The organism is Paraburkholderia largidicola (assembly GCF_013426895.1).
In the GTDB taxonomy this organism is placed as follows: Bacteria; Pseudomonadota; Gammaproteobacteria; order Burkholderiales; family Burkholderiaceae; genus Paraburkholderia; species Paraburkholderia largidicola.
Genome location: NZ_AP023176.1, coordinates 161,668 through 185,335 on the forward strand (window position 1 = coordinate 161,668; position 23,668 = coordinate 185,335).

General features: G+C 59.1%; 24 protein-coding genes and 1 pseudogene. 12 read left to right on the forward strand and 13 right to left on the reverse strand.

Annotated elements, in window-relative coordinates; all coding sequences use genetic code 11:
• Window positions 1-274: 274 nt before the first annotated feature.
• On the reverse strand, window positions 275-478 hold the full coding sequence (locus PPGU16_RS29485) for an Lrp/AsnC ligand binding domain-containing protein (RefSeq protein ID WP_180726289.1): 204 nt from the start codon (window positions 476-478) through the stop codon (window positions 275-277).
• Window positions 479-536: 58 nt separating this feature from the next.
• Window positions 537-704 (reverse strand): Lrp/AsnC family transcriptional regulator, encoded by a 168-nt coding sequence (locus PPGU16_RS29490; RefSeq protein ID WP_180726290.1) that lies wholly within the window; start codon window positions 702-704, stop codon window positions 537-539.
• A gap of 111 nt (window positions 705-815) precedes the next feature.
• On the opposite strand from PPGU16_RS29490, the gene PPGU16_RS29495 reads away from it, so the two are divergent.
• From PPGU16_RS29495 to PPGU16_RS29520, 6 genes are all read left to right on the forward strand, one after another.
• Window positions 816-1,679: a serine/threonine protein kinase gene (locus PPGU16_RS29495; RefSeq protein ID WP_180726291.1), complete on the forward strand. Its 864-nt coding sequence runs from the start codon at window positions 816-818 to the stop codon at window positions 1,677-1,679.
• A 34-nt stretch (window positions 1,680-1,713) separates the two neighbouring features.
• Window positions 1,714-2,415 carry an ATP-binding protein gene (locus PPGU16_RS29500; RefSeq protein ID WP_243460765.1) on the forward strand — a complete coding sequence of 234 codons (702 nt, stop codon included), beginning with the start codon at window positions 1,714-1,716 and terminating at the stop codon, window positions 2,413-2,415.
• A 254-nt stretch (window positions 2,416-2,669) separates the two neighbouring features.
• Window positions 2,670-2,924, forward strand: coding sequence for a hypothetical protein (locus tag PPGU16_RS29505; protein WP_180726292.1), 255 nt, complete (start codon window positions 2,670-2,672; stop codon window positions 2,922-2,924).
• A gap of 89 nt (window positions 2,925-3,013) precedes the next feature.
• Complete coding sequence (locus PPGU16_RS29510; RefSeq protein WP_180726293.1) at window positions 3,014-3,271, forward strand: hypothetical protein; 258 nt, start codon at window positions 3,014-3,016, stop codon at window positions 3,269-3,271.
• Between the two features lie 1,195 nt (window positions 3,272-4,466).
• The gene (locus PPGU16_RS29515) at window positions 4,467-4,811 is read left to right on the forward strand and encodes a hypothetical protein (protein WP_180726294.1); all 345 of its coding nucleotides are present in this window, start codon (window positions 4,467-4,469) and stop codon (window positions 4,809-4,811) included.
• Between the two features lie 343 nt (window positions 4,812-5,154).
• Window positions 5,155-5,397: a hypothetical protein gene (locus PPGU16_RS29520; protein ID WP_060608618.1), complete on the forward strand. Its 243-nt coding sequence runs from the start codon at window positions 5,155-5,157 to the stop codon at window positions 5,395-5,397.
• Window positions 5,398-5,633: 236 nt separating this feature from the next.
• Here the strand turns inward: PPGU16_RS29520 and PPGU16_RS29525 are convergent, their stop codons facing one another.
• Window positions 5,634-6,209, reverse strand: coding sequence for a TetR/AcrR family transcriptional regulator (locus PPGU16_RS29525; protein ID WP_180726295.1), 576 nt, complete (start codon window positions 6,207-6,209; stop codon window positions 5,634-5,636).
• A gap of 167 nt (window positions 6,210-6,376) precedes the next feature.
• On the opposite strand from PPGU16_RS29525, the gene PPGU16_RS29530 reads away from it, so the two are divergent.
• Both PPGU16_RS29530 and PPGU16_RS29535 read left to right on the forward strand, forming a co-directional pair.
• Complete coding sequence (locus tag PPGU16_RS29530) at window positions 6,377-7,789, forward strand: amidase (protein ID WP_180726296.1); 1,413 nt, start codon at window positions 6,377-6,379, stop codon at window positions 7,787-7,789.
• Window positions 7,790-7,889: 100 nt separating this feature from the next.
• A complete protein-coding gene (locus tag PPGU16_RS29535; protein ID WP_180726297.1) occupies window positions 7,890-8,519 on the forward strand; it encodes a cysteine hydrolase family protein in 630 nt (209 codons plus the stop codon).
• Window positions 8,520-8,656: 137 nt separating this feature from the next.
• On the opposite strand, the gene PPGU16_RS29540 is transcribed toward PPGU16_RS29535, so the two are convergent.
• Window positions 8,657-8,986, reverse strand: coding sequence for a hypothetical protein (locus tag PPGU16_RS29540; protein WP_180726298.1), 330 nt, complete (start codon window positions 8,984-8,986; stop codon window positions 8,657-8,659).
• On the opposite strand from PPGU16_RS29540, the gene PPGU16_RS29545 reads away from it, so the two are divergent.
• Window positions 8,959-10,131, forward strand: a complete 1,173-nt coding sequence (locus PPGU16_RS29545) for a patatin-like phospholipase family protein (RefSeq protein ID WP_180726299.1) — start codon at window positions 8,959-8,961, stop codon at window positions 10,129-10,131. The genes PPGU16_RS29540 and PPGU16_RS29545 overlap by 28 nt on opposite strands.
• Window positions 10,132-10,322: 191 nt before the next feature.
• Here PPGU16_RS29545 and PPGU16_RS29550 read toward each other — a convergent pair whose 3' ends face one another.
• Window positions 10,323-11,813, reverse strand: coding sequence for an arylsulfatase (locus tag PPGU16_RS29550; RefSeq protein ID WP_180726300.1), 1,491 nt, complete (start codon window positions 11,811-11,813; stop codon window positions 10,323-10,325).
• 128 nt (window positions 11,814-11,941) lie between these two features.
• Window positions 11,942-13,378 carry an anaerobic sulfatase maturase gene (locus tag PPGU16_RS29555; RefSeq protein ID WP_224030780.1) on the reverse strand — a complete coding sequence of 479 codons (1,437 nt, stop codon included), beginning with the start codon at window positions 13,376-13,378 and terminating at the stop codon, window positions 11,942-11,944.
• A gap of 473 nt (window positions 13,379-13,851) precedes the next feature.
• On the opposite strand from PPGU16_RS29555, the gene PPGU16_RS29560 reads away from it, so the two are divergent.
• Together PPGU16_RS29560 and PPGU16_RS29565 are read left to right on the forward strand one after the other, a co-directional pair.
• Entirely contained in the window at window positions 13,852-14,253 is a 402-nt protein-coding gene (locus PPGU16_RS29560; RefSeq protein ID WP_224030779.1) for a YidH family protein, read from the forward strand.
• Between the two features lie 117 nt (window positions 14,254-14,370).
• Complete coding sequence (locus PPGU16_RS29565; protein WP_180726301.1) at window positions 14,371-15,192, forward strand: bile acid:sodium symporter family protein; 822 nt, start codon at window positions 14,371-14,373, stop codon at window positions 15,190-15,192.
• A 143-nt stretch (window positions 15,193-15,335) separates the two neighbouring features.
• Here the strand turns inward: PPGU16_RS29565 and PPGU16_RS29570 are convergent, their stop codons facing one another.
• From PPGU16_RS29570 to PPGU16_RS29590, 5 genes and pseudogenes are all read right to left on the reverse strand, one after another.
• Window positions 15,336-16,229, reverse strand: coding sequence for a DUF2950 domain-containing protein (locus tag PPGU16_RS29570; protein ID WP_180726302.1), 894 nt, complete (start codon window positions 16,227-16,229; stop codon window positions 15,336-15,338).
• Between the two features lie 26 nt (window positions 16,230-16,255).
• Complete coding sequence (locus tag PPGU16_RS29575) at window positions 16,256-17,413, reverse strand: DUF3300 domain-containing protein (protein WP_180727092.1); 1,158 nt, start codon at window positions 17,411-17,413, stop codon at window positions 16,256-16,258.
• 93 nt (window positions 17,414-17,506) lie between these two features.
• Window positions 17,507-18,295 carry a hypothetical protein gene (locus PPGU16_RS29580; protein ID WP_180726303.1) on the reverse strand — a complete coding sequence of 263 codons (789 nt, stop codon included), beginning with the start codon at window positions 18,293-18,295 and terminating at the stop codon, window positions 17,507-17,509.
• Window positions 18,296-19,198: 903 nt separating this feature from the next.
• Window positions 19,199-19,330, reverse strand: a pseudogene (locus tag PPGU16_RS29585) (phosphate signaling complex protein PhoU); the annotation flags it as partial.
• Between the two features lie 790 nt (window positions 19,331-20,120).
• Window positions 20,121-20,498 (reverse strand): NUDIX hydrolase, encoded by a 378-nt coding sequence (locus PPGU16_RS29590; protein WP_180726304.1) that lies wholly within the window; start codon window positions 20,496-20,498, stop codon window positions 20,121-20,123.
• Window positions 20,499-20,818: 320 nt separating this feature from the next.
• Between PPGU16_RS29590 and PPGU16_RS29595 the strand changes: the two genes are divergently transcribed.
• On the forward strand, window positions 20,819-21,079 hold the full coding sequence (locus PPGU16_RS29595; protein ID WP_079495157.1) for a hypothetical protein: 261 nt from the start codon (window positions 20,819-20,821) through the stop codon (window positions 21,077-21,079).
• 183 nt (window positions 21,080-21,262) lie between these two features.
• On the opposite strand, the gene PPGU16_RS29600 is transcribed toward PPGU16_RS29595, so the two are convergent.
• Window positions 21,263-22,192 carry a PfkB family carbohydrate kinase gene (locus PPGU16_RS29600; RefSeq protein WP_180726305.1) on the reverse strand — a complete coding sequence of 310 codons (930 nt, stop codon included), beginning with the start codon at window positions 22,190-22,192 and terminating at the stop codon, window positions 21,263-21,265.
• The gene (locus tag PPGU16_RS29605; RefSeq protein WP_180726306.1) at window positions 22,189-23,637 is read right to left on the reverse strand and encodes a purine-cytosine permease family protein; all 1,449 of its coding nucleotides are present in this window, start codon (window positions 23,635-23,637) and stop codon (window positions 22,189-22,191) included. The genes PPGU16_RS29600 and PPGU16_RS29605 overlap by 4 nt, the downstream gene beginning before the upstream one ends.
• Window positions 23,638-23,668: the final 31 nt, after the last annotated feature.

Consider the following 23,668-nt stretch of genomic DNA (forward strand, 5'->3'; position numbering starts at 1 on the left):
CAGACCGGCCCACCGCCTCTTTCGACGAGAGGAACTGTCCGTGGGCAGGCCGCTGCGAAAGGCCGCTGAGGAGCGAGCTGAGGCGGCAATCATCCGTCAAAGTTCGCTCCTCATGGGACGCTACCGTCGCGCATTCGCGACCAGGCAATGGTGTTTTGACGGCCACCGTCCGCGTGGTGCCCCGCTCGGATTCAGACTGTACCGGTTGGAAAGTGTGCCAATCAAACCGAGGACATCGGATGAACCCGAGGTTCCAATGTCGCTCACGTCATCCTTAGCGGCTTTCGTCGAGCACGAAGATACTGACCGTGGATTGCACGCCTTTTACTTTCTGGACCTTTTTGAACAGGATATCGGAGAGCGCCGGCATGTCCGTGGCACGGACATCGAGCATGATGTCGTACTCGCCAGCGATAATCCAGCAGTGCTCGACACCGGAGATCGCACGCAGTTGGCGGCCCAACTGGTCGACTGGCATTGACGGATCCTTTCGAAGGTTGATGAATGCCCGGATGCCTAAGCCCAATGCGGCAGGATCAATGGTCGCTCCATAGCCGAGAATCCCCCCGTTTTTTTAGACGCGCGATCCTCCGCGAAATCGCCGAGTGAGTCAGAGCGACGCGCTGCGCGAGTTCCATGTTCGAGAGCCTGCCATGAGCGGCGAGTTCCGCCAGAAGCTGTCTGTCGAGCGCATCCAGTTCCATTTTCAATCCTTTGCGCGAGAGCGGAGCAAGGAGCACCCAAAAAATAATTGCGTCAATTCCCATATAACCACTAGGATGTTTGCTGAAGTGGGCGGGTAGTTGAGGTGTTCGATGAATGGTTTCGCCTCTCAATCGGAGCTGTCATGCGAGGGCGCGCGTGAGCAGGTGCCTGCCACCCTCGCTCCCGAGCATACGGGCTACCAAAGCCTGGATAAGCTCGTTGAACCGAATGCGGGGCGGCCGTTCAACCTGACTCGCTTTTTGCGCATCGCGATCGGTTTAGCGGAAGCGCTGATCGGCGTGCACAAGCAAGGCCTTATCCATAAGGACATCAGGCCCGCGAATGTACTTGTCAATGACGCCGGCTCGGTTCGGCTTATCGGTTTCAGCATCGCATCCCACATGCCTCGCGACGGCCGCTCGCTCTTACCGCCCGACGTCGTTGCGGGCTCACTCGCGTATATGTCACCCGAACAGACCGGGCGAATGAATCGCCCGATCGACTCTCGTAGCGATCTCTATTCTCTGGGCGTCACGCTCTACGTGTTGTCGACGGGTCGGCTTCCATTTACGGGTGCAGATCCTATGGAATGGATACATTGCCATCTTGCAAGGCAGCCATTGTCACCCGAGCAACGAACTCCAGATATTCCGGCTGTGGTGTCGTCGATCATCATGAAGTTGCTCGCCAAGCCATCAGAAGCGCGGTACCAGACAGCAGTAGGCCAGCTGCGCGACCTCGTGCGATGCGTCAACGAGTGGGAGTTTCATCGACGCGTCACGTCATTTGCGCTCGGCAAGCAAGACAAGCCCGACCGGCTTTTGATTCCGGAAAGACTGCACGGGCGAGCCACCGTATTAGACGCGCTGCTGTCTTCGTTTGATCGGGTTGTCGCGGGCCCGAATCCCGAGTTCGTGCTTGTTTCAGGGGACGCCGGCGTAGGTAAGTCTTTTCTTTGTCGATGCGTTCCGTAAGCGCCTCATTCCGTGTAGTGCGCGCTTTGTTTCGATCTCAGTCGATCCGCATAATCGCGACATACCGTACGCTCCTCTCGCACAAGTCGTCGAGCGTCTGATCTGCCCTCTTCTGGCGGAGAGCGAACACGAGTTTGTCCAATGGCGCGATGTCATTCAGGAGGCGCTTGGATCGGACGGTCAGTTCCTGGTAGATCTGGTTCCCGCGTTGGCGCTCATCGTTGGCAAGCAGTCTCCGATGCCGCAGCTTCCGGCCTTGGAGGCGAAACGTCGTATTCAACAGGTATTTCGTCGATTGATTGGCGTGTTTGCGCGCGAGAATCCGCTCATTCTATTCTTCGATGATTTGCAATGGGTTGACGAAGCGACATTCAATGCGATAACGGATTTTCTCACTCTCCCCGAGGTGACGCACCTGATGTTAATTGGCGCTCATCGGGCTGATGCAGTCGGACTGAAGTATCTGCTCGTACGGAAGTTGCAAGCGGCGCAGTCTGGCGCAAAGGTGCACGAGATCGTGCTTGCACCGTTGGCTCGTAACGAACTGCAGAACGTGATCGCCGATTCGCTTCATCGCGAACCCGACGATGTCGGCCCGTTGGCGGAAGTCGTCGAAACAAGGACGGCAGGCAACCCACGACGTGCGATTCAGTTCCTCTTTACTCTGATCGAAGAGGCCTTACTCACCTTTGATTATGTCGAAGGGAAATGGTCGTGGCAGTCCGGTCACCTGTAGCCAGGACCTGGTCGCAGCACACGTCGTCTGCGGCGAGATGTGTAGACCGCTGAGCGTGTTCACGGTCTGTGTGCTCTTGGAACGGCGTGTCCGCTTCGCATTGTTGAGCAGTTGGTCGTTTGCGAAGGTTGGGTGTCTTCAATTGGTTCGACCGTTGTCAATCGACTCCGACAGTAGTCGGCCAACTACGGTCAGTCGACGGTGGTCCCGAGATCGTCGACAATGAGGCTGCAGACGACGTGGAGATCGCAGATATGAACAACACTCGAGAATTCTTGCTACCGTTCGGAATCGATCTCAGGGTTGAAGACGGAATCGTTAGTATCGAATCCGACTTGCCGAAAGCACTCCCCAGCTTCAGCGATCCGGTCGAAAACGGACGCATCGTAGGGGTTGTTGAAGGCGTCGAACAATTGTTGCTTTCGCTAGCGCGTGTCGGTATCGATTTATCTAATCCACAGTTCGCACAGGCAATCAACGATTGCGTGGCCAACCTTCAATCGGGCTGATGGGCGAATTTCCGTGTACGGCCAAAACCGGACAGCCGAGATAGACTCGCAGTTTTGCAACGAAATCGACCAAAATGGATAAACCGTCAATGGAAGTTGTCGTTACGTTGCGCCAAGCATATCTGATCATGTTTGAGTTTCTTGAACGGGAATGGACGCGTCTCGATAGACCCGATGCGCTCGGTGCACTTGTTAGTAACCTTGCTCTGTGGGGTGACCCGCATGGACAAGGAGCGCCTATGGACGCTGCTATTTTTCCAGAATGGCTTGAATGCGCTCACCGCGTACTTGGCGACGACGAGCTTGACGGCTATGCAAACGCCGACATCAAATTGTCGCCAGAATAGCCCGCGAGCGTCCGCTTTAACGCAACCCGATCGACCGAAATGGGTCGCCTGTCGTCGATCAGAACCAACGGACGGGAAGCCGACGATGCGTTTTGCATGAGGCAGTGCGCGGCCAATTTCAGCCACTCGACGTCTTCCGGACAATCGTCGACAATTCGCGCACCCAAAGAAAAAGTCACAAAGGCGGTATTGGATGACGAAGGCGCTAGGTTACCTTCATGAAGTTTGGTATTGCCCGGACGGACGCGGCAACTATCTTCCCGCATGCATCCCGCATGGGCCGGACGGAGACGCCGCTCGGAGCCTCAACGAGCCAGGCAGTGAATGGGTATGGACGTTCTGGGCATCGTCACATATTCAGACGATGAACATTTACTACGAGTTCGTCGGCTACGGAAAATGCAGCTCCCGTTACGACGACGATCTCCTTCCCCATTCGCAAGCTATGTATGAACGGCAAGCCGCGTGCTTAAAGTGAGAGTGACCGTCGTCTTCGGTCGTGCGACGCAATGCGGCCAAGAGCATAGCCGTTCGACAGCGGGCGAGATAGAAGAGAATCCAACAGGCGACGACGCTTAATTTTCACAATCTCCTTGATATGGCTAATCGACGTACGACTATTTGGGTAAGCGCCGTCATAGCTTTTGGGGCATTGTTATTTTGGCTCGCGTGCCTGTCACGGGATGCCTACCCAACGCCAGTCCTTGGACGCTGGCTGCCAATAGCCAGTGGCGTGGTTGCCGGAGTTATTAGCATCTGGCTGTCGCGCGGACTACGTCCGCCTTTAAAAAATCCTTTGAAGCATATCGCTACGTCTTTCGTGACCGGTGCTATGGTCGCGGGTATGTTGGTAACAGTGGCGCTGGATACATTGGTGCGCTTTACATCAGATCAACCACATACAGAAACAGCAACTTACTCACGTACATCGGGATCAAGAAGCTGTTCATATGGGATTGTGTTTATGGATTCTGTGCTGCATGGAGACATCCATTTCTGTGGGCCACGCTGGGATGTTCCTGCAAATTCCAATTCGGGTGTACTTCATATTACCGAGACAAGCGGACCATTCGGCGTGGTGCTTCAGCAGGTGACGGTAGAGAGTACGTCGCAATGATGTGCCGGATTCGACCACTACCCGTCATTCGCGCTCGTCGTGTAAATTGTCGACATTTGCGACCCGAGGGATGAATACATGGACAACAGGCTAATACCTCTTGAACCGTTGTCGCAGGTCGTATTCATTCACGACTATTTTCAACTTGTTTTCCAGGAAGAGCGACTCAGCGTCTATAACCGGTCCGCAGTTGCAAATGGCGAAAGTCTCACTTGGCAGGGGACAACAGGGTTCTGTGACAAACTCGTCGGATTAATCGGTCAGGGCGTGGTCGCTGTGACCCGGACAGACGCTTACGTCCTTTGTCTTCATTTTTCTAATGGCGCGACATTCTACATAGAGGCAGATCACGAGCCTTCATGGCCAGAAGCGTTCGATTTTATTGGTCGAAATCTCTTTTGGTACCACGAGCTCAACGGCTAGACCGTCATATTGAAGGACTCGGGTCTGGGGCTGGCGATTCCCAAGTGCGTCGCAGTGTAGTAGGTCGATAGCGCGGTGCATGAGGCAGTGCGCGGCCAGAATTGGACACTCGACGGGAATCCCGGAATCGTAAACAATCAGGCGATGGACCGTGAGATGAGGTTAAATTCAATCACGGCCAAATCCCGTCCCCACGCACGGACCCCATCCGCCAAACAGAATGACCTGGACGCCTCCACCTCAAGGCAAGAGCAATGCGCCAACGTGGTTAAAGACGAGCCTTACTCCGCTCTATCGTTTGCTATGCGGACTTTTAGTACTAGGCGCGCTTGTGCCCATTGTGATGCAAGTATTTGACATTCCGATTCCGTTCGATACGCCTCGGACGTTTTCGCTTTTTATCCTGGCCGGGGGCGTGCTCGCGCTCACACACGCCTTGCGCACTTGGCTTTTGCGCCTGCCAATCCCGACCCGATACTCCCAACCGGTGCCATATGGCTATCCAGGATGGCGCGGCTTTCTCCAAGCCCAGTTTGCTACAGGATTTTTCCTGTTTTTCTTCGGTGCGCTGCTGCTCCTGCTTTGAGTCGCAAACGTAGCCGAGTCTAATGGCCGCTTTGTAGAAAGATCGTTGTCTCTTATGGGTCGACAAGCGCCTGTCGCGCCCCTCGGTAACGGTCATTCAGAACACAAGCGATCGTCCAGCGGAACATAAAAGTATCAACGCGTTTGCGCTTTGCCACGGCACTGCCACGCCAGGGTGTTGGCACATTTACTACGCTCTACGGTTTATCGTCGTGCCACCGCTCAAGTGGCACTTTCCTACTCCGGTAAAAGCCCAGCCGCCCGATAACTCTCGATCAACGCATCGTAGAGCTTGATATCGGCACGCCCTCGCGCCATCAGTTGCGCGCCCGCGACTGCAGCGAATATGGCGCGCGCCCGCTTTTTAGCGTCCCTGGGACCGACGATTTCCGCCTCCACCAGCGTCTTGCCGAGCCACGCGACATTGACGTCGGTAAAGCTCTGGACCTCCTTCTTCACGACGTCGGGCAGGTCGTCATATTCCGCTGTCATGAAGCTGGCCATGCACATGCGGTTGTCGTTCTCGAGTGCGACGCGGAACGTTCCCGGGAATTTGCGCAGGCGATCGGCGGCATCGGGCGTCTCTGCCGACAGTACTTCCAGCCCTGCCGCCGCATCTTCCCAGTACCGTTTTGCAACCGCGGCGGCGAGGTCGGCCTTGCTCGGGAAATGATGGTAGAGGCTTGCAGCCTTGATACCGACTTCTTCCGCCAGGGTACGCAGATTCAATCCGCCATAGCCGTGCGCCTGCGCGATCTTGGTCGCGACCGCCAGGATTTTGTCGCTGGAACTGATACCGGCTTCGTTAGCCACGAATTTCCCCTCGATGAAGACAAGCCGCCCCCGGATCGGGCATCCGGGCAGCTCAAAGCATGTTGACAAGGCGGATTATACCGCCTAATCTTCGCCCTAACAAACGTTAGGTAGAATTCGTTCCTGACTTTGCCAGTTATTTTCCCGACACTTTGAAAGGCTCCGTAATGTCCATCGAACTCATCTCGCAAGACGCAACCAGACTCGCAGAATTGATCCGCACCAGGGAAGTTTCGCCCGTAGAGGTCATGCGGGCGCATCTCGACCGCATCAGTGCAGTCGACCCGAAGATCAATGCAATCGTCACGGTCGCCGACGACGCCCTCAAAAACGCGAGAGCCGCGGAAGCCGCGGTGATGGCGGGGGAAGAACTCGGGCCGCTGCATGGCGTGCCCTTCACGGCAAAGGACTCCATCGACACGGCCGGCGTGCTGACGCAACGCGCCTCGCCCATCTTCAAGGGCCGCGTGCCCGACACCGATGCAACCAGCGTGGTTCGCATGAAGAAGGCGGGTGGCATCCTGCTCGCGAAAACCAACCACCCCGAATTCTCGTTCTGGATCGAAACCGATAACCTGCTTTCGGGACGCACGAGAAACCCATGGAATCTGGATCGCACGCCGGGTGGATCGAGCGGTGGCGAGTCTGCGGCCGTCGCAGCGCTGATGTCGCCACTCGGTCTCGCAACGGATGTCGCTATCTCCGTGCGCGGCCCGGCGGCCCTGACTGGCGTCGTCGGACTCAAGGCGACGCACGGACGGATTCCGATGACGGGCATCTGGCCGCGCGTGCCCCGTCGCTTCTGGCACATCGGCCCGATTGCACGGAGCGTTCGCGACATCGCGCTCGCCTATTCGCTGCTGGCAGGTCCCGATGGCGCGGACGGTTTTTCGACGGCCCCGCTCAAGCTGGATGCCGGCGTGGGATCCACACCTGGGCGGCCGCTTCGCGTGGGCTTGCTTATCGATGCTTTTGCGCCCGTGGACGCTGACGTCGCGGCTACCGTGCAAGCCTCGGCCGAAGCGCTGCGAGGTTTGGGCGTGACCGTGGAGCCGGTGCGTATTCCCGTGATCGAGCAGATCAACGCGCTCGAAGTGCTCTGGAAACTCCAGGTTATGGAAACCAAGCCTGCGTTCCGGAAAGTGACGGCCGGGCACGAAGACAAAATCTTCAAACACGTCCAGGCGGTGTATGACACACCGGATACTTCGATCGCCGATTTCGTCGATGCAGAACAGCAGGCGGAACAACTGCGCGACGGCTTCGCGGAGTACTTCCAGCGCTACGACGCGTTGCTCTGCCCGGTGACGCCGGTGCCGGCACACGAACACGACGCCGCGGAATTCAACATCAACGGTCAGTCGGTATCTTCGCTGCACGTCATGACTGCAACTGCGCCGCTCAATGTGACGGGGCTTCCGGGCCTGACGCTGCGTTTCGGTACGAGCCGCGAAGGGCTGCCCGCCGGCGTGCAACTCGTAGCACCGTGGCTGGCGGAATCGACGCTTCTGCACCTTGCTTCGCTGCTGGAAGCGGTGAGTCCGGTGCGTGGTCTTTATCCCGATCTGTCAAACATCTGAGCCGGGCGGTGATCTTTCACCGCTCCAGCGCAATCTGATTGTCGTCGATCATTGGCCGTCGCCTGGCCGACGGCCTCTTTTTTGGACTAGAGGTAGCACCATGTCAAAGCAAGCACCGCGTCGCGCGTTGATCGTCATCGATGTGCAGAATGAATACATCACAGGTAACTTCCGGATCGAGTACCCGCCTGTCGCGTCCTCGCTTCCGAACATCGCCAAAGCGATTGACGCCGCCAATGCAAACGGCGTTCCGGTTGTGCTTGTAAAGCACGTCTTGCCCGCTGATGCACCGATATTCGCAGAGGGTAGCGTTGGTGCGGAATTGCATCCTGACGTTGCGGGCCGCCCTCACGACCGCGTCGTTACCAAAGTCTTGCCAAGCACGTTTTCCAGTGCCGGCTTCGATGACTGGCTGAAGGAACACGAGGTGGATACGTTGACCGTCATCGGCTATATGACGCAAAACTGCAATGACGCCACGATCCGGGAAGCCATGCACAAGGGCTATCGCGTGGAATTCCTGCCGGATGCGGCGGGTTCGCTGTCGTATCAGAACAAGGCGGGCCGCGCGACCGCGGAGGAGATGCATCGCATCATTACCGTCATTATGGAGTCCGCGTATGCGGCAACGATGTCGACCGACGAGTGGGTGGAAAATCTCAATGATCCAGTCCCAGTTGCGTGCGACAACATTTACTATTCCAATCTCCGTGCGCACGGAAAGATGTGAAGCAGGAGTGTGTCAACGACGCCTCATGGCATCGACCTATTCGTTCCGCGTTGGGCAGTATTCGGCCCATAAAGCGTCGTTTGCTCGCACCGTCGCTCACGCATTCAGGCGTCGGTTCCACTCAGAGAACCGGACATTCAAATCGCAATGGTGAAGTGCTCGCCGGTCATACCTGAATTTCGATCGGCAACGACGAGACGGCCAGAAGTTGCTGACGGGAAGTGGATATCGACTAGCATTCTTACTGCGAAGCTAAGGACTCTGAATAGAGCATTTAGACCATAAGGGCGTTTCCACGGGATAAGACCAAAGTCCAATTGTACAAAAGCGGCATTCGACCTAAGGTTGAATTGTTCAACCGAACGCACTGACCTGTTCATACGCGCCGAGAGGGCGACATCTTCGTCGATCGCGGCATCGCGTGCCGCAGAGAGCAGCCATGGCATCTGTACGCAAAGCGGAATCATCGAGCGCTCCACTCCCCATCAGCAAGTTCGACAATACCGTTCTCGTCCTGCAAGGCGGTGGCGCGCTGGGCGCATACCAGGCCGGCGTATTTGCGGGCCTTTCCGAAGCGGGCATCGTTCCCAACTGGATCGCCGGTGTATCGATCGGCGCCATCAATGCGGCGCTGATCGCTGGCAATCCGCCCGAGCGCGGTGTCGAACGCCTTCGCGAATTCTGGGAACGCACCTCGGCATGGTCGGCTTTCATGCCGCCAGCGGCGTTCGACCCGCTGCGACCGGTGTTCAACCTGTATAGCGCGGCGTCGGCGGTCGCATTCGGCGTGCCGGGCTTTTTCGCGCCCCGCATGCCGGCGCCTTACATGGCGGCCGAAGGTTCGATCGCCGCATTGAGCTTCTATGATACGGAGCCGCTCAGGGCCACGCTCAATGAGCTGGTCGACTTCGAGATGATCAATCGTAAGTCGGTGCGTGTCTCGCTCGGCGCCGTCAATATATGCTCCGGGGAGTCCGTGTACTTCGACAATACAAAGATGGTGCTCGGGCCGGAGCACGTGATGGCGAGCGGCGCACTACCACCGGGCTTCCCGCCGGTGAATGTCGGCGGCGAGTGGTACTGGGACGGCGGCATCTCCTCCAATACACCGCTATGGTACGTGGTCGACGAGGCCTACCGGGAGAGCGCGCTTGTCCTGCAGGTCGATGTGTTCAGTGGTGCAGGTGGATTGCCGCAGAATCTGCGTCAGGTGCAGGAGCGCATGAAGGATCTCCAGTATGCAAGCAAGACGCGCTTTAACGCGTCCCGCTTCAGGGAGATGGAGGAATTGCGCGCGTCATTGCGCCGCGTGCTCGACAAGCTTCCGAAGGACGCACACGCCGATCCGGATGTCGAGCGGCTAGCGGCGGTGAGCACGCGCGGAGAGGTCGCATTGATGCGCTTCACGAACCACCACAACACGCGCTCGTCCGATTTCAAGGACTTCGAGTTCTCGCGCGCGACCGTCATGGAATTGTGGGAAGGCGGGCTCGGCGACGTGCGCCGCGCGATCGCCACGCAGGCGTGGCATAAATCAGTGGAGCTGGCACAGGGCATCCACGTCTGCGACGTCACTCCGATGAACCCTGTCCCAGAGGAGCGCGCACGATGACCGAATCCGAAGCGAGAGCGCGCGCCTTCGCGATGCGGTTTACGAGCCCCGTTTCGCCGGGCCCTCATCGTTCCGTCGACTGCAAGGGCAGGTGATCACGGCGTACATGATGTTTCTTCCGTAGCAAGCTGGAGTCACCCGACGATCTGGCTGATCGCCGGGCCGATTCCTTGTTGCCGATGCATCGAAGCTCAGTGATGGGCTCCCCCGCCCGCATCGTCCAGTTGCCGCATCACGGCGTCGAGGTTAAACGACGCAGGCTTCTGGCGCGGAGGAAATGCCTTGAAATTTTCGATCTGCGATGCCACAACCGCTTGCATCGCGTACACCAGATACGCGTGGGATATCATCCAGTCGTAGTATGTGTTGGAGCTTTCATCCGCGCGCTCGAAGGGGTCCCGTCGAAGATTGAACATCTTCGGAATCCGCAGCCGAACGAAGGGTTCCGCCCAGCACGCCAACTGCCTGGCGCGCTGTTCCAGCAATACCATTTTCCAGTCACGCACACGGATTGCCATCACGTCGCCGTCGTCACTGATATAGAAAAACGACTCGCGCGGACTTTCTTTCACTTCCCCAGTCAGATAGGGGAGCATGTTGAAACCGTCCAGGTGAACCTTGTACGTTTTCTCGCCCGCTTTGTGTCCTTTAAGCAGCTTTTCCTTGATGCCTGGCTCGCCAGCCGCCGCGAGCAAGGTCGTCATCCAGTCCTGGTGCGTGACTATCCCGTTAAGAACGGTACCAGCAGGAAATTTCCCCGGCCATCGAACGAACGCAGGAACACGCCAGCCTCCTTCCCAGTTGGTGTTCTTTTCAGACCGGAATGGAGTGATACCCGCGTCTGGCCAACTATTGTAGTGAGGTCCGTTATCCGTCGAGTACATGACGATGGTATCGTCGGCAATCCCCAATGCGTCCAGCTTCGCCAGCATTTTGCCGATGTTCTCGTCGTGAGCGACCATGACGTCGTTATAGTCGCCCTGTCCGCTCTTGCCCTTGTGCTTCTCGGCACAGTGGGTCCGGAAGTGCATTGCCGTCGTGTTGTACCAGAGAAAGAACGGCTTGCCATCCTTATGCGCCTTATCGATGAATGTGCAGGCCAGTTCGGTCGTTTCTTCATCGATCGTCTCCATGCGCTTTTTGGTCAGCGCACCGGTATCCTCGATCTTCTGACCGCCCTTGCCATCTGACCAGCAGTGGAGCACGCCTCTTGGACCGAAACGTTTCCGGAACGCCGGATCCTTTGGATAGTCGGGATCCTCAGGCTCCTCTTCCGCATTCAGGTGATAGAGATTGCCGAAGAATTCGTCGAACCCATGCATGGTCGGCAGAAACTCATCCTTGTCACCCAGATGGTTCTTGCCGAACTGCCCGGTGACATATCCCAGCGGCTTGAGCATTTCCGCGATGGTGGGGTCGTCTGCCGACAAGCCGACATCGGCTCCCGGCATTCCAACCTTGGTCAGTCCCGTGCGGACGGGATTCTGCCCGGTAATGAAGGCGGCGCGTCCGGCCGTGCAACTCTGCTGCGCGTAGTAGTCTGTAAATGCCACGCCCTCATTGGCAATGCGATCGATATTGGGCGTGCGATAACCCATCTGCCCACGGCTGTTGAAGCTGATGTTCCACCATCCAATATCATCGCCCCAAAGAATCAGGATATTCGGTTGCTTTGTCGCCATGATTGCTTCCACTCCTATCAGTTAAGGCCCGGGCAGCATCAATCACCGAACTGAGCCAGCATGTCGCTCCCCAGTCCCGGCTCTGCGAGGATGTCACGGCCACCGACGTCTTTTGGCAGAACCTTCCGTCATGAGGCCCGCTGCTCCTCGCTGCTCGCCGGGTCGAACGAGCGACGCGGTGCGCTATTACCGTGGCAGAATCTGAATTTCCTGCCGCTGCCACACGGACAGGGCGCATATGGGCCGCGCCGTTTATCTTCGATTGCGGTAATCGCCATCACGTCGGACGGAGGCCGGCCATCGTGAAGGAGTTTCGCCATGGTCTCCATCGCATGGCGCGATTGGGTGAAGAACAATTCGAGGCCGGAGCACAGATAGTTCTGTCCCGCCTCGCCGTCCCGCGAAAGCGCGAAGCGGTCCTTCGGACATCCGCCATTGCACAGCGCCCTCACTTCGCAGTTCCTGCACTGGGCCGTAAGCGAGTCGCGCTTGTCCAGTCCAAACTTGCGCTGTTCGGGCGACGCCATGAGCTCGAGCATGTGCGTTTCATGAATATTGCCCAACCGGTATCCGGGTTCGACAAAGTGATCGCAGGAATACAGATCACCGTTGTACTCGAGGGCAGGGCCGAGGCCGCAGGTGGGAGCGTGGATGCACAACAGATGGCGACCGAAAAAGGCCTCTAGCGTCACATCGAACAGTTGCACGAAGACACGACCGACGTCGTGACGCACCCACTCTTCGAAGATGTCCATGAGGAAGAGGCCATACTGCTTTGCGCCGACTGAACGTTCGGTGACCAGATTGCCGGTCTGTGTGTACAGCACGCGCTTATGGCCCGCCTGTTCGCTCCAGCCCCTATTCGCCAGGTGAATCGTCTGTTCCGTTGCGCGCTCGATGATCGGGATGAACTGGATCCACCTTGCACCGAGTTCATCGCGAAAGAAGCGATAGACCGTGCGGCCGTGGTGCTGGTTGGCGGCGTTGACCGTGCACAGGATGTTGAACTCGACGCCATGCTTGCGCAGCTGGTTCCACCCGCGCATAACCAGATCGAAGGTACCCTGCGCACGACGATCGACGCGAAAGGTGTCGTGGAGCTCACGCGGACCATCGACACTCAGGCCCACGAGAAAGTCGTACTGCTTGAAGAACTCGCACCATTCGTCGTCGAGAAGAATGCCATTGGTCTGAAACGTGTGCTTCACAACCTGTCCAGGCCTGCGGTACTTTTCGACCAATTCGACGGCGTGCCTGAAGAATTCGACCTTCATCAGCGTGGGCTCGCCACCCTGCCACGCCACGGTGACCTCCGGGGTGCGATGCGACTCCAGCAACTGGCGAATGTATGTCTCTAGCGTCGCCTGGGACATCCGATGCTTTTCGTTGGGGTACAGCGCCTCTTTCGACAGGAAGAAGCAATACTTGCAGTCGATGTTACAGGTCGATCCGCTTGGTTTGGCCAGCAAATGGAAGCACGGCGGCGCATCCGATGGTCGGCTTTCGGCCGCCTGGGGATCGTCATTACCCGATGTTGAAGTACCGGACAGCAACGTGGCCTGCATCGCTGTGATCCCCTATGGTTGTCAGCGTGCCAAAAGATTGCCGACGCCGTCCGACAGACGGCGCAGTGGGTACGTATCCGAAAGAAGCGAGTTGCAGACACAAACGTGATTGGTATTTAAGTCAGCTTACGTCTGGAAAGCAAACGCAATTTTGTCATTCCCCATTCAAACGCATTGCGCTAACTCACCGGTCTGGCTCACGACGCTGGTCCTCACACCGTTCAGGCCTGCAAAGCGTTGAATATCTGTGATTGCGCCGCCGTCGTGCTTATAGAAGCAGGTACATAAGTACGCATGGGGCGTGCGCTATCCAGGTCAGGTTGCCCCATGCCTTCGAAGCAGGGGATTCTCGCAATCGCGCTTCCCATGAACTAGATTAACGCTGAGGCATGTAGGCGCCTTGATCTCCATTTGTGACGGTGCCCGGAACGCGCTGTTGCAAGTCGGGCCGACAAACCCTTCCGGAGAGTTGTGTGACTAACGTGGAAGCGCGCTCAGCGAACCAGCTGGCGGAGGAGCGGACTGAGCTCGCGACGACGCGCACGCTGATGGCGGCCGACCGTACCTTGATGGCGTGGACACGTACCGCGCTTTCGATGATCAGCTTCGGCTTTACGATCTACAAGGTGCTGGAGGGTTTTATGGAAGCGGGCGTTCATCTGGCCCATCCGCATAGTCCTCGAAACGTCGGCGTTTTTCTCACCGGGATGGGTACGGTTTCAATGGTACTGGGAACGATCGAATACTGGCGAACCATCGTCGGTCTGCGCGAGTATCAGCCAGTCAGTATCTGGCGGCCCGCTTTTTTTGTTGCGCTGGTCATGGCGTGTTCGGGTAGCCTTATCTTTCTAAGCATCATCAGAAGGTTTCTCTGAGCGTACGCGAGACGCCGCGTGCAGCAGTGGCTCCGCCAGCCGGGATCGTGGGTCGATGTCGGATAGATCGCACTCGGGATCACATCGTCGCTGTACCTATTCGAAGGCACCGGTGTCGTGACTGAAACCCTGATGATCCTGCTGAAGGTCTCCGTTGTCGCGCTTATCGCATGCGTCGGTGCGGGAACCTCGCCTTCCGAGCTGACCTATCTATGGCGGCGGCCCGGGCTGTTACTACGTTCCCTTGCGGCGATGTATCTGCTGGTTCCCCTGTTCGCGTTCGGCCTTGTGCTGATCATACCCATCGAGCGAGGGGTCAAAGCGGCGATGCTGGTGCTCGCAGTGTCTGCGGGAGCCCCACTGCTTCCGAAAAGACTCAAGAAACTGAACAGCCAGGAATACATCTTTAGCTTGCTGATTACATCCTCGCTCGTCGCCATTGTCGCTGTACCGCTGTGGACGGCATTGCTGGGTGCCTATTTCGATGTCACGGTCGAGCTATCCGAAAGCAAAGTCTTGTCAGACATAGCTAAAACCATTCTGCTGCCGATCATGATCGGCATGGGGCTTCGTGCCATTTTCCCGGTCTGGTCTGAACGGCTGTCGGACCGGGTGATCACGATTGCTGGGGTTGTCCTGGCAGCGTCCGGCATCATCCTGCTGGTCATCCATCGGGAGCATCTCGTGGGTCTCACCTGGCAAGGCGTGCTCGCGCTCGTGGGACTGTTGGTCTTCGCACTGTTCATTGGTCAGCTTCTTGGTGGTCCCAATCGCGATGACCGAACGGCGCTGGCCATTGCCTGCGCAACCCGGCACGTCGGCGTTGCGCTGATCGTCGCAACTGAGTTTGTCGGTGTAAGAACAGTCGTACTTGTCGTTGCGTACTTTGTCACCGCTTTCATCGTCTCGAGTATCTATCTAACCTGGCGACGACGATAATCCTCAAGCGTAATGGCCGCGACGGAATTGAACAGTGTCTTGGCCTCGTGCACTCGTGTCATGTCGTTGTCGATCATAAAGTGCTCTACGAGCCAAACGCGACGCCAGGCGACACCGAACGATTCACACAGCAAGCAAGCCGCTCAAGGCTTCACAGGAGACCACGAGCTGTCAGGATCGAACCACTCAAGCCTTGACGCAATGCGTGTAGTTTGCGGGCCGAGGTTTTTCTCATACAGCTTGCCGTCCTGATTGACAAGGAAAGTCATGACGCCGGTCGTGCCATATGTGACCGGCCACGCGACGAGTGCGCAGCCGCTGTCGAGCACGCCGTTGCGCTGGTAGTTCTGCCGGCCTCCTTTCGCGTGTGCGCCCTGCGCCGTGAGAATCCGGTAGTAATAGCCGTGGTAGCCGCCTGCCGATAGACCGTGACCGTGCTGCATCGCGACTGCGAGCGGACCAAGGGGACTCTGCACCTCATCCTTCGCGACGGGCCAGTACAAACCATCGCGCTGGCCGGGCGTACTGACGAACCGTTGCGCGTAGTGGTTCGTGAGTGCGCGATAGTCATTTTGCGCGTCGAGATACGCAAGCGAAGTCCGCATCGCCGCCCGTTCGTTGCGGCCGATCCGGCGCGTCAACAGTTCGTCACGGCCGGCGACCGGATCGAAGCGCCAGCCATGCGACGTTTTGAGCAGAGGAATGGGCAGCGTCCATCCGTTCGGGCCGACCACCAGATGGGCGACTTGCCGGTTCGTGCCCGACGAAGGGGTAGCCACGACCTCATGACCCTGCGACCAGGCACCAAGAAACCGGTACACATCGTCCTCGCCAATTTCGTGAGCAGGGATGAAACGCCGGAAGTCGTTGCCGAGTACGCGTCGCATCGCTGCATCGTCGTTGGAGGCGAGGGCATCGACGAATGCGGCGGCGCCGGCTTCCGGCGTCGGAAAAAGAGCTTGCGCGCGCGCCAGCTGCGCGCCGGCAACCAACAGCGATGCGGCTATCAGCGCAGATCGTACGGAAGGATGGATCATTGGACCTCCACTCGATGGGTCACGCGCTAGCGGCGAAAACGTCCGCCGAATCCGCCGCCACCAAAGCCGCCACCACGAATGCCGCCGCCGAACCGGTCTGCTCCCCCGAACCGGTCGCCACCGAATCCGCCTGAGTCGCCGAAGTTGCTCGCCAGCGAACTGCGGCTCACTTCCCCGCGCTGCAGGTCCTGACGCGCGCCGTCGCCGTCGCCGGCGTCGCGCAGCGCATTGTCGCGATTCACATAGTCTGCGTTGCTCTGCAGGTCTCTCGCGCTGAAGCCACCCTTGTCGATATCCTGCAAGCGCTGGCTCGCCGATCCTGAGAGGTTTTCCCCGGTGCGGCTCTCGAAGGTCTGCATCGCCTGGTTACGTGCGCCGTCGTATCCCCGGTACGCCTTGTTTTGCACACTGCTGAAGTTCGCGTTGCGGTTCCAGGTGGTCGTACTGGCGCTTCCGCTGATCCGGTTGTTGACGTTGATGTTGTTGTAGCGGTTCACGTTCACGTTGACGTCATGATTGTTCCAGTCGAAACCGCCCCACAACGCGTTCGTCACCGCGATGCCGGCGCCGAATGCAAGGCCCGTAGCAAAACCGGTGGCGATCCCGTAGCCCGGCGGCGGTGGAAGATAGACGGGCGGATACGCGGGATAGAGCCACGGCCCATACACGTACGCCGGGTTGTAAGCCGGTACATACACGATCTGCGGATTCTCAGGCTGAATCTGGATGGTGTTTTGAGCGACCACTACCTTCTGCTGCTCTCCCGATTTCAGGTTGCCCGCCTCGTGTGCCTGCTTGCGAAGCCGCTGGACGGAATCCATCACGTCGTTGGGCTGCGCGAGAAACGCGTTGCCGAGCTGCTTGAGCCAATCGGGCTTCGACGCCATGGTGGCGAGCACCTGTGGGAACGCAACGAGCGACTGCACGCTCGGATCCCATGGTTTCGATGCGACCGCCTTCACGGCTTCGTCGCCGGTCATTTGTGCGTTCGTCTTTGACCAGGCGGCCGCGGATTCCACCTCCTGCGGAAACGTCGTGGCCATCAGCACCTGTGCCAGCAATGGATCGGGATAGAGCGCGATCGGCGCGGTCAATGAATCGAGCTGCTGGTCCGAAACTTTGGCTACGGACTGCGCGCTGGCCATGGCGGATAGTGTGACGCCGATGAAGAGCGCCGCGCACATCGCCAGCACACCTCGCCCACGCGCTCCGGGTAGTTTCACGATCGAGTCCTCCACGGCGAAAGCTCACTCGCCAGAACAGCATGACACCCAGCCTCAGAACCTGATGTGCACGCCAGCAAATGGTCCTGCCGTCCTGATGTTGTAGTAAAAGGATGAGGTGTTGTAGTCTTGCGCGAGTATCCGGTATCCCGCGGTCATGCCAATGGTTTTTGATGCATCCCACGAGACCGACGCAATCAATTGCCACGAATACTTGGCTCCTCCCGTACCGACATCCGCATAGCCCATGACCGACCACCTGTCCGTGAATCGGTAAAAGGCACGCACACCCACCAGGCCGTCGACCCAGTCGACACTCGTGGTTCGTTTGACACCGTCCGGAAACACGGGGCTGGAAGAGAAGGAAAGCTTGGCGTTGAGATTGGTGTATCGCAGGCCGGCGATAAGGTCCACCGGGGTCTTTTCGCCCGGCAGGATACGATAGGCGCCCACCGCCTGAACGATTCCATTGTCCAGTTGCAGGCGCGCCGTGCCCAGTCGCCCGCCGAGTATCGGGTCCGACGTGGTCGAGACGTTCACGTAGAACCCGTCGACGATGATCGCCCAGCGGTCCTTGCGTGCTTCGAACGTGCCCATCACCCCGAAGTCGAGGTCTTGCCAGATATTGGAGAAATGCGCATCCACGTTCTGACCGGGAATCACTTGTCCGATTCTCACGTTGCCGCTCTGGCCAGCCAGCCAGAGGTACGGCGTCAGCGAGAACTGCCAGCCGTCCTGCGAGCTTGATGCGGCCTGCTCTGCGGTGTGTGCCGGTATTGTCGGAATGCTCAGCGATGCGCCGACCATCCATGCTGCCATTCGCCGCGACGATTTCGTTTGCATGTCTGCAACCTCATCCAGGCCAACGTGCGTTTGCAGGACACTCCGAGTCGAGCTAATTGCCCGGGAATATCCGGTTCCAGTCCTGCTTCACGTCGACGAGGATTCACTCGTTGCAGGGCCTGGAAATCGATATGAACTGCTCCGCGTTCGTGTGGGAACGCTTACCCGGTTAGTCGGACAGACGCGCCTCGCGTGCCATGGTGTTTGAGCCGATGCCGCAGCCTGGACGACCCATAGGAGTGCGCGATACGTTCATCTGCTCGGCCGTATGGATGCGAAGGCCGGTGTGTGTGGTGCGCTGCAGCCAGCCAGACAAATTTGCACTTGTCCCAACTGGACTTGCGAACATCCTCGTGTCCTGCGCGGGCCTTGGCCCGGAACCACAGCGCGATATCCGTTTTCAGCGAGCAACGCCGGAACACTTCCACCCAAAGTCAGACCGAATCACGATCCCGTCGACATCAACGCCGCCCATTTATTTCCCTCTTGCGGTGTGGGGACGAGAACGATGATGGATAGTCGAACTTAGGCTGATACTTAATGCCCCACTGACGCACTGGAGAAGCGGAGTCGTTACCAAGGATATGTCACGCCTCGTATTAGCACTATTGGACTTTGGTCCACGTGACGTCCTGCCGCGGGCTCACGGTGACCGAAGGCCAATACCGTCCCGGGCTATTGTTTCGCTAGCAGCAGCAACGGACGCCGTTGCTGCTGCGCGAGCGAATACTAGGCGAGTCACTGCGGAGGTCATTCGTCTCGGCAACTATTCCAACTGATCGGAACAATCGCCCAATCGCCCGGAACGGCGAAGTGCATCGGACCCGCCAATGGCGAGGTGGGGAGCCACCGGCGCAATATGATCGTCGTGCGCTACGCGGACGTTATTGTCGTGGGCTTCGAGCGGAAGAACCTGCTCAACAGGGTCAGCACCGCCGATATCTGCGATTCAACCAGTCCGCCCATCTCAAGCAGCCTTGTTGAGAGCAGATTCGGCGCGGCATCAAACTGGCTGGAGCGGTGCTTGTCAGACATTTTTCCTCTGTTTGCCCTGTGTACCGCGCGACGTCTATGAACGTGTCGTCTGGTGCATAGCGATTCGATGCCATTTTTGTCTAAATGGTATATACGGTATTATCGTAATCAACTCCACGATATGAAGTAGCCCGGTTTGCCGTTCAGATGCCAGGCGGGTCATCCGACGCGATTGCCGCTATCGCGATCGTGATGATTGCGGGAGTACGTTTGCAGTTGATGGAAGCGGTAGGGAGAATAATGATGAAGTTTTCTCACAGACTTGATTCGCACAACGCGGGACCACTATGGGGGCTCGCATTTGGTCTGGTCGTAACGCTCGCAGGAGTGGGACTCTGGTGCGATGCGAAGCTGTCACAGGCTGCCGGCCGATTCGACGAACCGCTGGCGGTAGCAGCGGTGCTCGTGGGCGTATTCGCAGCTATCTATGCGGCCCACGAACTTCGACATCGATAGCCGCGGTTTCATATGGCTGATCCTGATGAGGCTTCAACAACCGTTCGGGCCTTGTCCGATGCGAATGCGTCGGGCAGCCGCTGCCGTACCTGGTCAAGCATCCTCTCCTGACACTCACGCGACGAACGCGAAGCCTTCACCCGGCTCGATGGCCAATTGAAACTCGCCACCGAGCGATTCGACGCGCTCGCGCATTCCCGCCCGGCCGAGCCCACACTGCGGTCCAATCGGCGCTCCGTGTACTTCGAAAGCCGGGATCTGATCGCGCCCAGCGCGACGCGCGGGGCAGGCTTTAGCAGCACATGGTTTTGTCGCGGTCGTCACTGTCTGCAGCTTACGCCAGCGTCGTCGCCACTTGCCGGACAAAGAGTTCGACAATTTCCCGGGTCGGGACACTGGCAGACAGCGATGCGATCTGGGAAGGCGCAAACCACCGGCAACGTGCGATCTCGTTCAGCGGCTCCGGCACAGCATCCGCCGGCGGGTCGGCGACGAACACATGATGCAATGTGCTGAACCCCTGAAACTGGAAGTAATAACTCATTTGCGAGACGACTAGCCCGGTCTCTTCCTCAAGCTCGCGGCTGGCGGCGGCTTCGGGCGGTTCGGCGCGCTTTATCCTGCCGCCCGGCAGCGCCCACCGCGCTCGCTCACGTGCGACGAGCAGAATCTTGCCGTCCCGGACGCACAGTACGGTAGCCCTGTTTTTCATATTCTTTCTGTCAGTTGGTTTTCGCGCTTCAAGGTATCTGCTGCCGGACAAAAAGCAACGTGAAGTGAGTCGCGCGTCGCTTCGCGGCCGCCGGTAGCGTCTCCCAGATAGCAGTGCACATGCCGCGCGTGTCGGCGACCGGACAGGCGAGACTGACGCGGTATCTGCCGTTGTCCCGCGCCGACATAGTCAATGTGCGACGACACAACGCCACATTGAACCATATGTCATAAAAATGTCACAATTGCGGTTTCGATGTCGATGATGTGCAGGTTCCTCACGCGGCGACGCGTGTGCCTGCGAGAGGTAAGAGGCGCCCCATGACCCAAACCTATGAGTACAACGGCTTCACACTGCGCGTTGCTGTCGAGTCCGACTTTCGATCGGCCCAGGCGCGCGCTGGCACCAGCAACCCGGGCTACGTCGCCGTCGTCCGGATATGTGAGTCAGGCACGTTGGTGTCGAGGTTTTCGCCGCTGCGGCTTGGTGAAGCCGCCGGTCGGGCATTCGCCAGCAAGGATGACGCGCTGACGGGCGGATACAGCGCAGCGTGCACGATCGTGGACGATCTGTTTGGCTGATCGTGCAGAGTTGAGTGTCCATAGGCGCCAGCCGGTGGACGTGCAAGCAAAGCGGGCGGCCGTCCCCGGCGGCTTATCATCGCGGTATCCCGTCGGCGTTCCGCGTCCCGGCCAGGCGCGGTCTATCGGCGGGTGTTGCACATATCGCCGCTCCGCGTGAAGCCGGTCGTGAGCTACGCGCAGCTACTCACCGATTAACGCATCAATTTCTTCGCGTCGTGGCGCCGTCGCCGGTCCATAGCGCGTGACGGCGATCGCAGCCGCTGCGTTCGCCCGGCGTGCAGCGTCGACGGGCGAAAGGTAGTCCGCGAGCGACGCGAGTAGCACGCCCGTGTGCGCATCACCTGCTCCATTGCTATCGATGGGCTCAACGGCGAATCCCGCCACACGGTGAACGACACCCTCCGTCATCACAAGACAACCGCGGGCGCCGTCGCGCACGATCGTCAGCGCGTCCGGGTGTAATTGCTGCGCAATCAGCGCGAGCGCGGCATCGGGGGTCCCGGATGTCGTATAGGCGAGCGCTTCGCCGCAGTTGCTGGTCCAGATGCTCGTGCGCCGCATGACGCGCACGAGCAGTGCAGGATCGATTGAATTGACGAGCGGGCCGGGATCGAACGCGATGCGTGCGTCGCTGGGCAAGGCTTCGATCCAGTCGATCAACGTGGCGCTCTTGCCGGCCACGCACAGGCTATAGCCGCTTACATAGACGATGTCGCGCGCCGTGACGGCAAGCGCATCGAGCACCGTGCGATCCAGCTCAGTCTCAGCGCCGAGATGCGTGGCGAAGGTGCGCTCGGCGGTCGCATCGACGAGCGCGACGCAGATGCCCGTGTCCTGCGATGTGCTGCGCGGGGCCGGCGCGTCGATCTGCTCCGCTGCGAGCGCCGCGCGCGCCATGTCGCCGAAGCGGCCCGAGCCGTGCCCTGCCGCATAGACGACGGCCATGCCGCTGCGCCGCGCGGCTGCCATTACGTTGAAGCCGCCGCCCACTTCGAATTTCGCGTCCGAGGCCAGAACGTCGCCGCCGGGCGCCGGCAATGCGCTGACGCGCATTACCAGATCGACCAGAACCTGTCCCGTGTGAATCAGACGGGGTACTGCTTGTGTCATGTCGTGCTCTCCTGCAAACCTTGAGTGCGCCGAGCGCCGCCAAGCAGCGCGTAGAGGCCGCCGCCGACGACGAAGGTCACGATCCAGCCCAGTCGGTTGCGACCGAGCCAGGTGTCAGCGAGCGGTCCATGAAAGCCGTGCTCGCCGATCGACAGGAAGCAGAAGCCGAGCACGATCGCAATGGCCCACGCGCCGAACGCGCGCCACTCGATGCCGTTGCGATACCAGTACGCGCTGCGCGGGCTGACGTCGAGCAACGCGTCGGCACGATAGGTGTCGCGCCCGAACAGATCGACGACGAAGATGCCGACCCACGCCGTGATCGGCACTGCGAGCAGCGAGATAAAGCCGATGAACGGGCCATAGAAGCTGCCTTCGATCAGCATGAAGTACACCGAGCCCGTCGAGATCGCGACGATGTCGACGACGACTGCCTGCACGCGTTTGACTTTCAGGCCGAGCGTCAGCGTCGTCAAACCCGCCGAGTACACCGACAGATAGTTCGACAGCAGCAGCCCGCCGAAAGCGGCGATCAGATAGGGAATCGCCATCCAGTGCGGCAGCAGATCGCGGATCGCGGCGATCGGATCGGTTGCCGACGCGAGCTTGTCATTGCCAACCGATAGCAATGCGCCGAGCGTGACCAGCAGCACGAGCGGGATGCCCGCACCGAACGCGGCGGAAGCCACGAGCGAACCGCCCTTCACATTCGACGCCTGATAGCGCGACATATCGGCGCCCGCATTGGCCCAGCCGATGCCCGTGCCCGCCGCGATCGTGCCGATACCGATGATCACCGCGCTGGCGGGCGCAGGTGCTGCCGCAAACACCGCGTGCCAGTCGATCGAACCGACCAGGAACGCTGCGACGACCAGGTTCAGCGCACCGAACACCCATGTCGACCACTTCTGGATCACCAGCAGCGTCGCGTGTCCGAGCCCCGATACGACGAGTGTGGCGGCGACGAACACGGCGATGAACACGAGCGTCAGCGCGGGCGACGCTTTCGCGTCGGCCGAGGTGCCGAACAGGATCGAGAACAACGATAGCAGCACGTAGGCGCCCGTCGTCGTGTTGACGGTTTCCCAGCCGAGCCGCGACATCAGCGAAACGATGGTCGGGCCGATGTTGCCGCGCACGCCGAAGATCGCACGCGACAGTGTGAGACTCGGCGCATGGCCGCGTCGTCCCGCAATCGAAATCACGCCGACAATCGCAAACGAGCCGGCCGCGCCGATCACGGCGACGAGCATGGCCTGCCAGATCGCGAGGTGCTGAAACGCGACCAGCGTCGCGCCGAGCGGCAAGCCGAGAATGCTGATGTTCGCTGCGAACCATACCCAGAACAGTTGCAACGGATGGCCGCGGCATTCGTTCTCGGGCACGGGTTCGATGCCGCGCGCCTCGATCTTGCCTGCGTTGGCGGAATTGCTTGACGAAGCCATCTGGTCTCCTGGGACGGGTTGTAGCAGCGCT

Coding starts and splice junctions, on each gene's coding strand:
- PPGU16_RS29495 (WP_180726291.1), top strand. CDS start 816: ATGAATGGTTTCGCCTCTCAATCGGAGCTGTCATGCGAGGGCGCGCGT.
- PPGU16_RS29570 (WP_180726302.1), bottom strand. CDS start 16,229: ATGATCCATCCTTCCGTACGATCTGCGCTGATAGCCGCATCGCTGTTG.
- PPGU16_RS29510 (WP_180726293.1), top strand. CDS start 3,014: ATGGAAGTTGTCGTTACGTTGCGCCAAGCATATCTGATCATGTTTGAG.
- PPGU16_RS29575 (WP_180727092.1), bottom strand. CDS start 17,413: ATGTGCGCGGCGCTCTTCATCGGCGTCACACTATCCGCCATGGCCAGC.
- PPGU16_RS29520 (WP_060608618.1), top strand. CDS start 5,155: ATGCAAGTATTTGACATTCCGATTCCGTTCGATACGCCTCGGACGTTT.
- PPGU16_RS29515 (WP_180726294.1), top strand. CDS start 4,467: ATGGACAACAGGCTAATACCTCTTGAACCGTTGTCGCAGGTCGTATTC.
- PPGU16_RS29505 (WP_180726292.1), top strand. CDS start 2,670: ATGAACAACACTCGAGAATTCTTGCTACCGTTCGGAATCGATCTCAGG.
- PPGU16_RS29490 (WP_180726290.1), bottom strand. CDS start 704: ATGGAACTGGATGCGCTCGACAGACAGCTTCTGGCGGAACTCGCCGCT.
- PPGU16_RS29540 (WP_180726298.1), bottom strand. CDS start 8,986: ATGATTCCGCTTTGCGTACAGATGCCATGGCTGCTCTCTGCGGCACGC.
- PPGU16_RS29530 (WP_180726296.1), top strand. CDS start 6,377: ATGTCCATCGAACTCATCTCGCAAGACGCAACCAGACTCGCAGAATTG.
- PPGU16_RS29590 (WP_180726304.1), bottom strand. CDS start 20,498: ATGAAAAACAGGGCTACCGTACTGTGCGTCCGGGACGGCAAGATTCTG.
- PPGU16_RS29600 (WP_180726305.1), bottom strand. CDS start 22,192: ATGACACAAGCAGTACCCCGTCTGATTCACACGGGACAGGTTCTGGTC.
- PPGU16_RS29605 (WP_180726306.1), bottom strand. CDS start 23,637: ATGGCTTCGTCAAGCAATTCCGCCAACGCAGGCAAGATCGAGGCGCGC.
- PPGU16_RS29535 (WP_180726297.1), top strand. CDS start 7,890: ATGTCAAAGCAAGCACCGCGTCGCGCGTTGATCGTCATCGATGTGCAG.
- PPGU16_RS29550 (WP_180726300.1), bottom strand. CDS start 11,813: ATGGCGACAAAGCAACCGAATATCCTGATTCTTTGGGGCGATGATATT.
- PPGU16_RS29555 (WP_224030780.1), bottom strand. CDS start 13,378: ATGCAGGCCACGTTGCTGTCCGGTACTTCAACATCGGGTAATGACGAT.
- PPGU16_RS29580 (WP_180726303.1), bottom strand. CDS start 18,295: ATGCAAACGAAATCGTCGCGGCGAATGGCAGCATGGATGGTCGGCGCA.
- PPGU16_RS29485 (WP_180726289.1), bottom strand. CDS start 478: ATGCCAGTCGACCAGTTGGGCCGCCAACTGCGTGCGATCTCCGGTGTC.
- PPGU16_RS29595 (WP_079495157.1), top strand. CDS start 20,819: ATGACCCAAACCTATGAGTACAACGGCTTCACACTGCGCGTTGCTGTC.
- PPGU16_RS29545 (WP_180726299.1), top strand. CDS start 8,959: ATGGCATCTGTACGCAAAGCGGAATCATCGAGCGCTCCACTCCCCATC.